This window comes from Bacterioplanoides pacificum (assembly GCF_042648445.1).
Taxonomy (GTDB): Bacteria; Pseudomonadota; Gammaproteobacteria; order Pseudomonadales; family Oceanobacteraceae; genus Bacterioplanoides; species Bacterioplanoides pacificum.
Map to the genome: position 1 here is coordinate 688,130 of NZ_JBHRYB010000001.1, position 14,739 is coordinate 702,868.

General features: G+C 45.0%; 14 protein-coding genes and 1 tRNA gene. 10 read left to right on the forward strand and 5 right to left on the reverse strand.

The genetic code is table 11. The features are described 5' to 3' along the window. Positions 1 to 509: 509 nt before the first annotated feature. From ACFOMG_RS03125 to ACFOMG_RS03165, 9 genes are all read left to right on the forward strand, one after another. The gene (locus ACFOMG_RS03125; RefSeq protein WP_376864750.1) at positions 510 to 1,070 is read left to right on the forward strand and encodes a hypothetical protein; all 561 of its coding nucleotides are present in this window, start codon (positions 510 to 512) and stop codon (positions 1,068 to 1,070) included. 1,439 nt (positions 1,071 to 2,509) lie between these two features. Beyond that, positions 2,510 to 2,974 (forward strand): 5' nucleotidase, NT5C type, encoded by a 465-nt coding sequence (locus ACFOMG_RS03130; RefSeq protein ID WP_376864751.1) that lies wholly within the window; start codon positions 2,510 to 2,512, stop codon positions 2,972 to 2,974. Further along, positions 2,967 to 3,536: an exonuclease domain-containing protein gene (locus tag ACFOMG_RS03135; RefSeq protein WP_376864752.1), complete on the forward strand. Its 570-nt coding sequence runs from the start codon at positions 2,967 to 2,969 to the stop codon at positions 3,534 to 3,536. Before ACFOMG_RS03130 ends, ACFOMG_RS03135 begins: the two co-directional genes overlap by 8 nt. A gap of 574 nt (positions 3,537 to 4,110) precedes the next feature. Beyond that, positions 4,111 to 6,498 (forward strand): hypothetical protein, encoded by a 2,388-nt coding sequence (locus tag ACFOMG_RS03140; RefSeq protein ID WP_376864753.1) that lies wholly within the window; start codon positions 4,111 to 4,113, stop codon positions 6,496 to 6,498. Between the two features lie 2 nt (positions 6,499 to 6,500). After that, a complete protein-coding gene (locus ACFOMG_RS03145) occupies positions 6,501 to 7,550 on the forward strand; it encodes an AAA family ATPase (protein WP_376864754.1) in 1,050 nt (349 codons plus the stop codon). A 1-nt stretch (position 7,551) separates the two neighbouring features. After that, a complete protein-coding gene (locus tag ACFOMG_RS03150) occupies positions 7,552 to 8,850 on the forward strand; it encodes a TniQ family protein (protein ID WP_376864755.1) in 1,299 nt (432 codons plus the stop codon). 218 nt (positions 8,851 to 9,068) lie between these two features. After that, positions 9,069 to 9,434 (forward strand): helix-turn-helix domain-containing protein, encoded by a 366-nt coding sequence (locus tag ACFOMG_RS03155; RefSeq protein WP_376864756.1) that lies wholly within the window; start codon positions 9,069 to 9,071, stop codon positions 9,432 to 9,434. Between the two features lie 14 nt (positions 9,435 to 9,448). Then, a complete protein-coding gene (locus tag ACFOMG_RS03160; protein ID WP_376864757.1) occupies positions 9,449 to 10,024 on the forward strand; it encodes an ImmA/IrrE family metallo-endopeptidase in 576 nt (191 codons plus the stop codon). Positions 10,025 to 10,618: 594 nt separating this feature from the next. Next, complete coding sequence (locus ACFOMG_RS03165) at positions 10,619 to 10,834, forward strand: DUF3892 domain-containing protein (RefSeq protein WP_376864758.1); 216 nt, start codon at positions 10,619 to 10,621, stop codon at positions 10,832 to 10,834. Between the two features lie 297 nt (positions 10,835 to 11,131). Here ACFOMG_RS03165 and ACFOMG_RS03170 read toward each other — a convergent pair. The 5 genes from ACFOMG_RS03170 to flgA form a co-directional block, all read right to left on the reverse strand. Next, positions 11,132 to 11,207, reverse strand: a tRNA-Arg gene (locus ACFOMG_RS03170). A gap of 75 nt (positions 11,208 to 11,282) precedes the next feature. Beyond that, a complete protein-coding gene (locus ACFOMG_RS03175; protein ID WP_376864759.1) occupies positions 11,283 to 12,023 on the reverse strand; it encodes a flagellar brake protein in 741 nt (246 codons plus the stop codon). 65 nt (positions 12,024 to 12,088) lie between these two features. Then, positions 12,089 to 12,559 (reverse strand): flagellar export chaperone FlgN, encoded by a 471-nt coding sequence (flgN, locus tag ACFOMG_RS03180; protein WP_376864760.1) that lies wholly within the window; start codon positions 12,557 to 12,559, stop codon positions 12,089 to 12,091. 14 nt (positions 12,560 to 12,573) lie between these two features. Continuing rightward, entirely contained in the window at positions 12,574 to 12,906 is a 333-nt protein-coding gene (flgM, locus tag ACFOMG_RS03185; protein WP_376864761.1) for a flagellar biosynthesis anti-sigma factor FlgM, read from the reverse strand. A gap of 63 nt (positions 12,907 to 12,969) precedes the next feature. Further along, on the reverse strand, positions 12,970 to 13,725 hold the full coding sequence (flgA, locus tag ACFOMG_RS03190) for a flagellar basal body P-ring formation chaperone FlgA (RefSeq protein WP_376864762.1): 756 nt from the start codon (positions 13,723 to 13,725) through the stop codon (positions 12,970 to 12,972). Between the two features lie 87 nt (positions 13,726 to 13,812). On the opposite strand from flgA, the gene ACFOMG_RS03195 reads away from it, so the two are divergent. Next, a complete protein-coding gene (locus tag ACFOMG_RS03195; RefSeq protein ID WP_376864763.1) occupies positions 13,813 to 14,739 on the forward strand; it encodes a chemotaxis protein CheV in 927 nt (308 codons plus the stop codon).

A 14,739-nucleotide genomic window follows, 5' to 3' on the forward strand; every position in this document is an offset into this window, starting at 1 on the left:
ATTTCCTTCGATCGCTTTCAGGTTTATTTTGGTTTTCGACTTTCCAAAATTCGACTCGGATTTAAAGAAATGTCGAGTCAAAGGTCCTTGGGAAAATTTCAATTGATATATTAGTTAAAGCTAATGATTGAGCTTATGAAAAATGTCTAAATCAAGCGGTGGAGGAGGTGGACGAGGCCCATCTTCTCATCCTGGCCAGGTGGTAACTGGCCTAGTATAACAGGGAACCCATCTGGCGGAGGGCGAGATAACTCTCCGTTTAAGTAGTTAACTCGCGGCCAGGCCAGCCGGGCTTCTCCATTCGGAGTGCCTCAGGAAAATAACTATCTAATCAGGTCACCAGCCAGTACGAAAATTTAGGGTGCGGAATTCACATTTCCGCCGACAGAAAAAATGCTGCCGTTTTCGGCACTTTAAGAAAAATTTGTATTTTTTCCAAATATTTCTATTGCGGTGGATTTGTATCAGGTGATATTGATTAGGAGTCATTTTTCGTAGAGTAATTATTAATGAGTAAATCCAAATTTAGAACAATTTATGAGAGGGCAATATTTTATATTCAGTATGGCCGATATCCAAAAATCTCTACCCTGCTATCAGACTGGAAAAAATCTCCTGATGCGCATTTTCATGGGTACTTTAAAAACTCATTAAAATGGAGCAGTAGGGGGAGTTATGGATATGATATGAGTAATATTAGGTGCCAATATCCATTCGACGGAGTTGGTATTATCATCGGCCATGTCGAGAATGTAACAATGTCTAGGGCCGGAGTTGCGACAATAGGGCATTTTGCCGTTGCCTCAAATAATCGTTACGACCTGACAAACAATGTCGAGTATCGTGTGGGTAGGAGTCTAATTCTAGATTTGTTAGATTTTATGAGGGATCACAATGCAATTCAGGTTCGTTTTTTAGAGAGTCATAGCAAAAAAATCATGAATTACCGGAAATTTTTCGAGAAAAATGGTATTGCAGAAACCGAAAAAGGGTGCTGGACAGTTGATTTATATCCTGATGGTATTATTCCTCATCAGGTTAAAGAATTTTTGCGTATACAATGCGACTGATCTCAAGTGCGGTAGGAGTTACACCTACCGCTATTCACTCGCAACCTACGGAGGTATCGCTCTAGCTCGTTAACTCTCCCATCCTACTCAGCCATCAAAAAGATTTTTTAACTAGGTCGCCGAGTGAAGTGTATTCATCAATAGCATAAATTTGCCACTGTATACCAACGAATGTGGGTGGCAGTACTTGTAATAGCTGGGACCGTCCAATATACCGCCGTATACGTCCGGATGAGTCGATGGAATCACTCTCTATCCGGTCAAAAATATTTTGGAAGTAGCAGCCCTAGGTATCGTCAATCTGGCAAATCCATAGTGGTATCCTGATCTTCTCTAGTATATAGAAGGGAGAGTGCGGAAAAGCTTTGCTTCTGTGCTACAGGAATTGGGGGATATTGGTAGGCTAGGCGGTGAATAGTTCGCTCTGTTGTTACTCAATTACGATGATGAAGGAGGTGAAGTACATGCAAGGCGAAGACTGTTAAATCTTAGAAGTCTTCTATTTCCAGGCCTCCTTAGTATCAAAAATGTGACGGCGAGCATCAGTATTGCTACTCGCCACTTGGACTTAAGAGTCGATCGTTCACGCTGATAAGGCAATGCACAGGGTCGAAAGAAGCTATAGAAACGGCTGCCTACACTGAATAGCTTAGCATTTAGCCCTTCTGGCGGGTTACACCGCCCGTTATCAAATATCTTCTCCATTAATTGAGTGTGCGAATATTCTGATACTGATTTGTAGATGTTAGGGCAGCAGAAATTTTTGATAACCATACATATTGCTTCGATGAAGTGATCTTTCTTAGCTCTGGTGCTTAGGTTGTCTATAGCTTCTGGCGTGAGCTATGAGGAGGAAGCAGCCCTCGCAATTAGATAGTGTTTTTTGAATCTTTAGACATGGAACCTTTCTCGAAATTGAATGCCTCTTGATACTTCTGGAGCCAGGCTATAAATGTTATCAGTCTACCCAAAATTATAAAACCAATGCTGTCTAAAACTTATAAAAAATAATAAAGTTTAAAGATTGCCTACGATTTTCTACTTTGATTTTTGAAAAAAGTAAATTTTCAAAGGTGATTTTACATAAATACTTAATCTTTTACGAAGTTGATGATTTTCTAGGGCGAACGTGAAAAAAGATTAGTTATCGAATAAATACAGTATTTCGTTAAATACTCTTAGCCTTAAGGGAGAATACGTATTGCTTTTTATATTTTTTTTAGCGGATTTCCTGGATGAGGTGGTTTGAAATGCAGCCGGATATACGTTAGAGTTTTTAATGGCTTTGCAAGGGGGTGCCTCCCGAGCTTATGCGACGAGATCTAAGGGGTATCTCTTCAGCTACCCTGGAAATCTTAGGCACAGGAAACGCCTGCTTTAAAGCAGGTGTTTCTCTTCTTGGTCAGCTTGATAAGTTTCTGAGGTATATGAGGTTTCTTATGGCGAAATATATCGTTTACGTGGATATGGACCATACCTTATGTGACTACGACGAAGGATTTGGGCGCCATCAGCTTAAGCATCCAGAGCTCAAGTATCCCCAAAGTGAACCAGGTCTGTATATAAGCTTAAAACCACTCCCTAACGCTATAGAAAGCTTTGAGTGGCTAATGAAACACCCTGCCTTGGATGTTTATATACTGACTGCTCCTTCTATCCAAAACCCTCATTGTTATAGCGAAAAGCGCATTTGGGTCGAAGAGCACCTTGGAATGGAAGCGGTTCGCCGGCTTATTATTAGTCCTAATAAGGGCCTGAATAAGGGCCATTATCTGATTGATGATTGTGCTATCGGAAAAGGTCAGGAGAACTTTGAAGGTGAGCTGATTCAATATGGTTTTGGTAGGTTTAAAGACTGGAAATCAGTAATAAGCTTCTTTAAGGAAAAGCTTGCGGGTGAATAATTTTCTAATTGTAGACCTTGAGTGCACGTGTGATTCACCAGTTAACTTCCCAAAAGATGAGATTGAAGTCATTGAAATTGGTGCAGTAATTGGTTCAATTACTGAATTAGGCTTTGATTTACTAAGCAAAAAGCAAATCTATGTAATGCCGACAGTTCACACAGTGCTTACAGAGTTTTGTCGCGATCTGACTGGTATCACTCAAGAGGAAGTTGATTTAGCTAATGTACTAGGTGAGGCTTTGCAAGATTTTGATTTATGGCTAAGAGAATATAGTCCTGTTGCATGGGGAAGTTGGGGGAACTTCGATCGAAAGCAATTTGGAAGTGAGTGCGCTAGAAAAGGCTTGAATGACCCTCTTCACGGAGTTAGCCATATTAATATTAAGCAAGGCTTTGCGAGAAAATACGGGCATAGGGTTGGCTTAGGGCGTGCAGTGTCGATTTTAGGTTTAGAGTTTCAGGGAAAAGCACATTCTGGGGTTGTTGATGCAGAAAATATTGCGAGGCTATTATCAAGTTCAGAGAGTATTTGTAGCTATATTCATAAAAGAATTTCTTAATAGATAGGAAGTTTTTATGTATAAGGATAGGGAGTTATTAGGTATTTCTAATCGGTTATGTAAAAAACGAATAAAAAATGAGTAGAAAATAATTTGGTATAAGTTTTAGATGTGCATGGCGCTAGGCCATGTGGTGACTGGGCTTCTCTATTTCAGTTGGCTGCTTGTCTGAAAAGAATTATAAGAAAATCCTTCATTCATAGTTTTATGTCTTTTGTTTATTCTAGAAATTCCATAATTCAGTTGTTATTATTTGATTGAATTTTTCTGAAATAATTAGGGTGATTTTAATCGCTCTCGTATGGTTGTGGATTTTTTCTAGATATTTTATCGAATAATACCCGTTATTCGATAAAAAAATAAAGGAGATATAAATATGTAGATACAAAAAAACCGAAGCTAATTATTAATTAAATTATCTCCGGTTTTTAGGGAAGCGATGCTCCATGTGCTATGGCTTAGTATCAACTCCTTAAATTCCGGCGTCAAGTATTTTTAATCGAATTTTATATGTTCGAGGCCCAGACTCGCCTTTTCATCAGCGAATCTGGGCTGAGGGCAGGGAGTTCTACACATGTTAGATAGCTTAAAATTTCAGCAATATGCGGTTCGTTTACATGGGTTGTCACCGGCGGCAATTGAATACCTCACTACAACCAGGACATCTGAGCCCTCCAGGCCTGTTGGGGTTTTCGCAAGAACTAACGTCGTTTCTGCAGATGTTTCAATGAAAATGGGAAGAACAGTAGCTGCAGAGAGCCACACTGAGAGAACGGTTGCGCTGAAGTTTGAATGGGACCCAGAGGTACTTGAGTATTGGGATCAGCCTCCAAGTATCGAGATTCTTAAAGTAAACAAACGAGGGCACCGAAGGAGGCAGCAGTATACCTCAGACTTTTTATGTCTCAGTATAAATGGTCCAATAGTAGTTGAAGTTAAAACGATCGATGAAGCAGAGAGTTTAGTTAAAACAGACCCAAGGAATTGGGTAAAGACAGAGGATGGATATGACTATATTCCTGCTCGCGAAGCGTATGAGCAGCAGTATGGCTTAAAGTTCAAAGTCATTACGGTGGAAAGTGCCGATCATCTGGTGGCCGAGAATATCAGAATTCTCAACGCGGCCCGAACTGCTGAGCAATATGAGCCGATTCTTGGGCTAAGAGTTAATGAACTGCTAGCTGACCAGTCTGTTTGGAGGCTGGATGAGTTGAAGGCTGAACTTCTGCAGGCAGACTACACATCGGTTATTCAAATGATAGACAGTGGGGTGCTGGCATTTGATATGGCTTCTGCAAGTCTGGCTTTCCCTGATCAATGTTATGTCGCCTCGACTCCAGCCCTATTGAGTAACTTCAATCAGAATGACCCTGAGGACCTGCTGGGTGAAGACGCAGATCCGATTTCAACGACTCTGATGCCAACTGGACGGACTGCTAAACGTGCACTTGAGCGGCTAAGGCGTATAGAGTCAGGAGAAAGTAGTAGCTCGGTTAGGCGCTGGAAAAAACAGATTCTGGAGGGGCGGAAAAAAGGGCTGAACGCGCTTCAGGCATTGGTTGATGCTGATCGGAATATTATGGGGCGCCGCTCCAAGCTGAAAAAGGAGGTAAGAGAATTTCTGAATGACTTCATCGAAAACGAGTGTTTATCGATGAGAACGGAGTCGCTGATTCAAATGTACTATGAATACTGCGCCCAGGTTAAAACTGCAGAATACAAGCATAAGCCGGTAAGTACTCAAACTTTTTACAATAGAGTCGCGCAGATATCCCCAGAGCGTGTTGGTGAGGCAAAAGGGGGGAAGAGAATGTCACTCGCTATGGCTCCCCCGACGGATCCTAAGAAGAGACACATTGCACCTACTCTACCGTGGATGAAGGCGGGTGTAGATCACTACAACGTCGACATATCGCTTGTCGTTTATGAAGATTCTGAGACTATCTACACCGCTCGTCCATGGCTAACAATCATGAGAGATGTCGCGACAGACAAAGTGTTAGCTTTCTCGATTTCTTTAGAAGCTCCTTCCAGACGGTCTTGTGCAAAGCTAATTCGAGACTGTGTGCGTCGCCACGGAAAACTACCACGTGAAATACTTGTAGATCATGGAGCAGATCTTACCTCTGTGTATTTCCGATCTTTACTAGCGCATTACCATGTTACTCATTCTCTTCGCCCATCGGGAAGCGCGAGGGTTGGCTCTGATGTTGAGAGATTTTTCCGCCAGTTTATTGAGGAGCATCTCTCTCAGCGCCCTGGGTTTATAGCGGGAATAAAAAACCTAAGAGCGATTGATCGAAAAAAAGCACCTGAAAAAGCAGCGATACTAACTGTAGAGGATTTATATACTGAGCTGAGCGCCTATCTCATCTATCAATCAGAAAAGCCTATAGGGACGGCTGCTCAGTCCTCATCAGTTGTCTATGAAGATACGCTGAAGAGATTTCCATTTATTCCTATTCCTGTAGAGCTAGATCAAGAGTTTATTTTAGCTACTTCCGTTGATGCCGGGAGTTATCGAGTGGATCAGCAGCGGGGGATTCATGTCCGTGACTTGCACTATAGCTGTCCTGAACTTCAACTACTGCGCGGCGTTAAGACCCGGACTGATATTCGTATTGATCCAGAAAACCCGTACATGATTTTTGTACTGATACAAGGGTGCTGGTTTCCTGCGCGTAATACAAAAAATTATCGCTATAAGGCTAAGTCAATTGAGCAGAAAGTGGCTGAAGGAGTTTTGGTGTATGAGTGCTCCACTTTTAGAAGGTCAATCAAGATGGAGAAAGGAATTGGATATAGAGATGTACTAAACCAGAAGGATCAAGAGCTTGAAAGGCGGCTTGAAGCATCTGAAGAATTCTATAGACAAGAGAAACCCGATGTGTTCCAGCCTGTACAGCGCATGCAAGAAGATGATGTGTTCATTGTTCGTGATCTTAAAACGGAGGATTGGTAATCATGATAAATCTGGACTTAAAGATTTCTCATCGGAACTGGGAGGAAGCCTTAAATATGCTTTTTGCTCTCCTTATTCATGCTTCTCCTGGTGAAGTGGTTTGTGTTACTGGCCCTGCCAGGACTGGCAAAACCCGTATTATTGAAGAACTACGCACAATGCTGGATGGCCCCAATACCAGCAATGATGATCAGATTGTAGCGACGGCATATGTTCTTGTGGACAATGATGGAAATAATGGTCGTTTTACAACAAAGTCTTTCATCTGGGATGCATTGGTAGCGATACGTCATCCGGGGTTTTATGGGCTCACCGATACGGAAAATATCACCAGAAAGTTCGATCGCTCTTCCGAAGCCGCGATGAAAAAAGCGTTTATTGTTGGAGCAAAGCACCGGAAATTGAAGTATTTATTTTTTGATGAAGCACAGCACGTAAATTATGTTGCTAAAGGTGCAGATGCTCCTCACATGGTATTGGATTCATGGAAGAATATGGCGAAACAAGCGGGAGTCGTGCTTGTGTTAGCGGGAGCATACCCAATGCTGGATACACTGAGGAATTCTCCACACCTGATAGGCCGACAGTACAAGGTTAACTTGCCCAGATACTACGAAAATAAAGATGATCTCAACGAATTTGCTTCAATAGTTGGGCAGTATTCAGCTTGTCTTCCAGATGATCTCGTAGAAAACGATCTGGTGAGTCACACGCGCTATCTCCACCGGCATACATTCGGTTGTATTGGCCTTTTACGGTTGTGGCTATTGCATGCTGCTGTTTACGCAAAGCAGTATCGCACCCAAATCAATAAAGCTGTTTTGGAAAGTACACGAGCCACTGATGATGATCTCAAAAGTATAGGAAGGGAGATTGCTGCAGGTGAGGAGATTCTATTCAGAGGAACAGATTTTTCTGCTTTGAGTGTACCAGAGGCCCCTTGTTCACCCGAAGACCAACTCGGTAAACCTGTGAAGAAATCTCAACGCATACCGTTTAAAGCAAAGCAAAGACGGTATAAGCCAGGTTCCCGTACAGCGGGGGAGGAGTGATATGAGCCCCCATCCACTATTTAAGTTAGATTTGATGGGGAAGGGAACGGCAGAGGTTGAATCTCTGCCATCCTATCTCCATCGTTGTGCGATTGCCCATAGTTGCGATGTTGGGCAGTTGATGACAATTGCTGATCAGCTCGTCGATGGTTCAGGGCTTTGCCTTAAGGAATCAGGTAAGCCTCGATATACTAAACCACACGAACTGGTACGCTCTGGAAAGTTAGCCGACCTGTTTATCCACTCACTAGGGTGGGCGACTGGAGAACAATTGGATTCTTCAGTGATATGGGTGCTAAGGACGACCTTGGGGGTGTCAGCTAACGAAGTGGTTAAAGGGTTTCGCTGGTGTCCTGAGTGTTTTGCTGATAATGAAAAACTTGGAATCCCTGCGTACTTCAAGCTGATTTGGCATATGTCGTCAGTTACTGCTTGCCATATTCACCGCACACCATTGGTACAACAATGCGAATTTTGTGGTTGCAATCAAATACATTATAAAAAAACGCGAGAATTGGGTTTTTGCCAAGAGTGTGGCGTTAGTTTGTCTAAAAGGCGTGAAGAAATAGATCGCTGTGATCTTGCCAGTTCATGGGAAGACATAGGAAATGATATTGTAGAACTGTTTGGCGATTTAGCTTCAGTCAAACCAGGGTCATTACCAGAGGATGGCCCGTACAAATCGATTAATGATTTATTCGATTATTATTGGAAGATAAACCGTGAAGATGTGTTCTATGAAACTCTGACTCGTGATGAAATGATTGCTTTAGCCTATAAGCAGAAGAAGGTCAGTATGCTCACCGCGCGGAGGGTGGCTTTTCGTTTAGGAATTCCACTGTACGCCTTCTTGGCTGGTGAGGCAGCGAGCATATCCGGAGTGCTTAATCATGGGATGCTTTGTACATTACCTGACGGCTATTTGGATGTGAACCATAAGGCCCCTAAAAACCATATTGCAATTTTAAAGGAGGTTACAGAGATTATATCTGATTCAGAAGTACCGCTTACGGCTAAGGCTGTTTGTAAGCGTGCGGGTATCTCAACCGGTTATATGGCACACCGGTATCCAGCGTTGTACAGCTCTATTGTGGACAAGCGCAAAGACTACAACCAAGAGCAGCGGTTAAAGAAGCGGTATCGTGCTCAAGCCGCAGCATTGGAGTACTTTGTCGGTGATGAGTACAGTGCTAGTACAAAATCTCGTAATCATGCTTATAAGACGTTGAGGGAGAAGACTGGCCTTCCAAAGTGGGAGTTGGAGAGGGCGATTGAGGCAGCGTACCGAGCACTTAGCTGAGGATCGATCGTGAACTTCTACCTAAAATTGGATTTGAGTATATGTTGTATCTGAGCACTTTGTTTTTAGAATAGAGACGATGTTTTTAATATATGAATGGTGTTTACAGAATGAAAACACTGTGTTACCATTGATTTGAATGGGAAATTATCTATTGGTATGGATGATGTATTTCTCAATTTGGTAACCCTCACCCAGGGGTTTAGGAGATTATAGAAATGACTGAGCTAGGAATCTTTTTACGAAAAGCGCGCATTGATTTAGGCATTAGCCTTCGTCAAATGGCTGCTGCTGTAAGTATTAGCCCTGCTTTTCTCTCATCTATAGAAACTGGCAAGAAAGACGTTACTTCAGATGTTATCGATAGTTTGGCTGATTACATGAAGTTGTTTGGATCTGACCGTACAGACTTTCAAGTAATGGCTGTTCGTTCGAATTCTGAGTTGAAAGTTTCGTTAAAAAACAAGACCCAAGAAGAGGTCGATACTTTTGCTTTACTTGCACGAAAAATTAGCGGATTGACCGAGGAAGACTTGGGCAATATTCAATCCATTCTTAAAAAGAGCCAAACGATGGAAAAGTAATATGAGGTAATTTAGTGGCTGCGATTGTTCCCCCAAAAGACTTGAACGAGATCCGTGTAACTGCGGATGAAGTGAAAAACATAATCGGTGCATGGACGCGCGATGTATTCCCCGTAATGGAATTGATAGAGGCTTATGATGGCTTCAGCGTGCGTTCGAAAGGGGAGCACTTGCTAGAAATTGTCTCTAAAGAAGAGATGCCCTATAGCTCAGGGCAGACCTGCACTAAGAGCGGACTTATCAAGCTTCGGGAGGACTATTACATGGATGCATGTGATGGCAATTGCGAAGGTAGGTTTACTGCAGCACATGAGCTTGGGCACCACATATTGCACAAGGGAGTCACCTTGCAGCGAGTAGCTGACGGAATTGAGCTACCGGCAGACTATTGTCCTGAAGTCCAAGCTGATTCATTTGCCTGTGAGCTATTGATAGATCATGAGTATTTGAAACAGAACTTAGGAAAGCATGGCTTAGCGGCTATCGCTGAAAGGTATAGACTTCCTGTTCAAAAATTATTTGAACACGTTCAAAGGCTAATGGAGAACGGAGAACTAGCAGCTATTCAGCTTGAAATGAAATTTAGTTAAGAAAAAGACGCTAGTGAAACGTTGCCACTAGCGCCTCTTGTGAGGAACTGCGAATCGATGAGTTGGCGCTCATTGAACTACAGCTATGCCCTCGAGTTGACCCTTGAAGCCTAGCGTACCTGTAGAGAATTCGCAACCTTCCTTACAAGTTTCCATGATGCCGAAATGGAGACAATGTCTATGACTACTCCCGTTGATAATGCGGAGTACATCTTTGTGGCTAGCTTTCGACACCCAAAAACTGGGAAGAGGATTTATGCCTCTCAGCATGGGAAGAAAGCCTTCCGTATAAAAGTTAACAAAAGCCGTAAGTAAGGTTTGTAAATTTGGCCGAGGAGAACGTGATGCTACTCCGGCCCTTAGCAATGTCCTCGAGTTGACCTTGGGCAGCGTTGAGTCTATGCCATCACATGCAAGAGGAACCAAATCATGGTGCGCAAAACAGTGAAGGTACGTAAGTACAAGCGTTATCGATTAGGTCAGTGGGAAGAGGTTTGTACCCACTTTCGTCGTTGGCCGCGCAGCTAATGACCAGGGGGCTCAAAGCCCCCTTCTACTGAAAAACTATTGATAGACAAAAATATAGGTGAAAATATGGCTAAATCTGAAAATATCAGCGGTAATGCCGATGGTAAGAACGGTGAAAATCAATCTTATACCATTCGTGGTCGAGGTGAAGTTTCAAGGGCACAACTTGTGCGCGAAGTGAACAATGGACAGCATGAGGGTGTTCATGTTCAGTGTGTTAATGGAACAAATTACGTTCGTGCTAATCCAAATAGCCGGTCTTGTGACAATATTGATAAGTAGTCTCCTTAAGTAGATCTAGCTTTTCTGGTATTAACCTAGGAAGCTAGATCTATAGACTATTTGAGAATCTTTATATTATTTAAAGGCTAGAAGCTAAGATAAGTGCGGCAGCCTGCTCAACTTATCTAGAAACTCAGTATTGATGCGGTTTATAGGGCGATTTCGTTTTCAGAGAGAAATTTGGAGTGCTCAAGTTATCTAGAAAATGAGACTAAATTTGGAAGAATGCTCAGGTTGTCTAGAAACCTGCTCAAGTTAAGCTTTACCGCACACTGAGTACGATATCTGAGGATCAACTGGCCTCCCCACCAGGACTCGAACCTGGATCGATCGCTTAGGAGGCAACTGTTCTATCCAGTTGAACTATGGGGAGGCAGGTGGCGGATTCTAATACGTTATGCGGTTAATGTCATGTCTGACAGCTGAATGCCGGTTAAGGCAGTCGTTTTCAGACGTCACCCACTTCGGATTGCTGCTGTTCTTTGAGGCGTCGTTCTTCCCACTGGAATTCGGTAATCAGACGGTCGACATAACGCTGGGCGGTGGCAGATATCAGGGTAAAGGCAAAGCCGCAATGGGTGTTGCCGTCGTCGTCGAGAATGACATGGCGGGCTTCCAGCGAGCAGTCCATAAAGTGTTCCTGATTAAAGCGTACCTTGGCCACCGGGAAGTTGTGGGCTTCTTCCAGGCGTTTTTTCACATTGCCCTGAATGCGGGCGCGAAAGCCGCTGGACGACAGATCTTCTACTTTGCCCAGCAGGCTGCCTTCGTCATCCGGCATCTGAATCTTAACGCGGATGGTGTGAGCCGGTGGCACCATAACCCGGTAGGCTGTACGGCGTTGCAGGTAAAGTAATTCTTCCGGAAATTCGATGCGATAATGTTCTTTGGCTGCGCTGTATTTCAGCCGGCCGCTGACTTTAAATTCAATCCGGACACCCTGGGAGTCGCACTCGACACTGAAACGACGGCCCTTATGAATCAGGTCGTTGCCATCACTGGGGATCAGTTTGTCCATAAAGAAGCTGCGGCTTTTGAAATCGGCCTGGGTAATGGCCGAACGGAAAACCTCTTTGCTGCCTTCGATGTGGATATTGACGGGACTTTCCATCAATACAATTTTCCGTAGCGCACCGTAAACATCTTCCGGTGCGTTCAGCTGGTATTCCTGGTTGGTATCCTGTTGCATGTGGATTCCGCTTGTCCTGCCTGTGGTATTCAGCGTTAAAGTAGCCCTGACGTGCGCCCGCGCCGTCAGGCGCAGGTGTAACCGGAGCCTTTATTCAGGCCGCTGGTTCCGCCATTCGCATTATATAATTGTGGATCATTCTGCTTACCGCGCAAGATATTCAGTTGTTCCAGTGTGCGTTTTCGGGCTGTCAGCACCAGTTCGGCTAATAATTCGGACAATCGCTGGTTGTTTTCGTAGACGGCGGCCAGCTGTTGCCAGAGTCCGGCAAGGTCAGGGTGAGCGGCAAATTCCGGCCGCTGTAAACAGGCTGAGGAGTGTGGCAGCTGTTGGTCCGTCATCCAGTCAAGACGCTGACTGGCGTGTTGCTGCAGGGTTTGCAGTGCTGCTGATTTGGGTTGTTGCAGGTTGGCAAGCGGCTCCAGCTGTTGTTGTTGCAGGGCTTGCAGCTCTTGCTGCAACAGCTGATGGAGATGTTCAGCGTGCTGCAGCTCGGTGTTCAGGAGTTGGGCAAACAGTTCGGAGTTGGCAGGCATAAGCCCTCACAGGGTCAGTTTAAACGCTCCTCGAAATCAAGCATTTTCCCTGCCAGTTTTTGGTAGTCGACCTTGTATTCGCCATTTTCAATCTGACTGCGAATCCGCTCCACGGTGCTGTCATCCACTTCCGGCAGGTTGCGAACTTCAGCCTCAATCTGCTGGATGCTTTTACTGCTGGCGCTCAGCTTTACCTGGTCGGTAAAGGCGCCACTGTCTTTCTCCGCAGCCTGGCTTTGTGGTGTTGCCGGGGCCTTGGCGGGTTCATTACGGGTTCTCGCGTGATTGTCGAGACCCCCGGTAAACTTGTTGATGTTCATAACTAAATCTCCGAGCTTGATAGCCATTATACACTCCTGCATAGGTGTTATCGGCGCCTGAAATAAGAACTTTAGGCTTTTTTTGAAAAATTATTCGACCTGTACTAAACCGCGCGCCACGATGGTGGCACTGATGATTTTGCCTGACTGGTTGTTGCGTACCCGAATACGCTCTCCCTGATGACCGGAGCCCATCGCGGTACCTTCCATTTCTACCTGGATGCCGGGCCGTTCGATGCGGATGGCAACAAACTGACCACGCCTGACCAGCTCTGGCAGTTCCAGCATGTCAGGGCTGAGTATCGTGCCCGGGCGCAGCGCACGTTTTACCTGCAGGCCGATGACCTGATCCGGGGACTGATAAAAACCTTTGCTTAAGCTGCCGATATCCTGACGGCTTTGATGTAAATGCTGTGAGCTCAGCAGATCGTCACGGCGCACCAGCTGACTGAGTACCACGACTTGACGGTATACCTGCAACTGGATCGCCATATGTTGCTTCCAGTAGGGCGTGCCACAGCTGATTTCAACACCGTTACGGCCGGGTTGCAGCACTTTAACCAGCCGTATTTGTGGTGTATGACGGCACTCTGGCAGCTGGTAGTCATCGCCGATGCCAATAAAGCTGACAGCACTGTTGTTGTCCGGTTTATTGCCCGCAGTGGCTGCTGAATTGTGCCCCTGGCTTAGCTTGTGCCAGCGCATTAACAGATCCTGCTCAATTTGTGTCCGCCAGCCGTCTGCCCGGCTTACTGACACCAGGCTGAGCAGCAAAAAAGCAATAAATAACCGAACAAGTTGGCGGTTCTCTACTATGCTTTTTTTATTGTGAATATTAACTGTCATAAATCCGGCGGCTTTTTGTCACTTTGCAGTTGTTATAACGGACTGAGCAAGTGTCATGCCGGATAGGCGATAACCCAGGAGTGTTATATGGCGGGTGTGTTAGACACGGTCAACCAGAGGACTCAGCTGGTCGGGGAAAACCGGCTCGAGTTGTTGTTGTTCCGGGTGAACAGTGCTCAGGTCTACGGTATTAATGTGTTTAAAGTGCGGGAGGTGTTGCAGTGCCCGGATCTGACCATTTTGCCGGGCAGCCATCCGGTGGTGCGTGGTATCGCTCATATTCGTTCCGGCACACTGCCGATTATGGATCTGAGTCTGGCAACCGGTAATGCACCGTTACCGACGCTGGAAGATACGTTTGTCATCATCACTGAATACAACGGCAAAACCCAGGGGTTTCTGGTAGCCGGGGTGGAGCGCATCGTCAATATGAACTGGGGTGATATTCATCCGCCACCCAAGGGTACCGGGCGCGATCATTACCTGACGGCGGTAACCGAAGTCGATAAACAGCTGGTGGAAATTATCGACGTGGAAAAAATCCTCGCCGAAGTGGCACCAATCAGTGAAGAAATCAGCGAAGGTGTGGTGTCTGAGCAGGTCCATCAGGTGGCTCAGAGCAAGCGGGTACTGATTGTCGACGACTCAAAAATTGCGCGTAAACAAATTACCCGCTGCCTGGAGCACGTGGGTGTTGAAGTGGTGGCACTGAACGATGGTCGTGAAGCCTGGGAGCATCTGGTTGAAGTGGTTGAAAGCGGTGAAAAGCTGCAGGAACGTTACCTGATGCTGATTTCCGATATCGAAATGCCGGAAATGGATGGTTATACCCTGACGGCTCAGATCCGGGCAGATTCGCGTATGCAGGGTTTTCATGTGGTACTGCACTCATCCCTGAGTGGTGTATTTAACAAAGCCATGGTGGAAAAAGTGGGTGCGGACAACTTTATTGCTAAATTTGATCCGGATGTGCTGGCGGAACAGGTTGCCCAGCAAATTGATGGTAACAGTTAG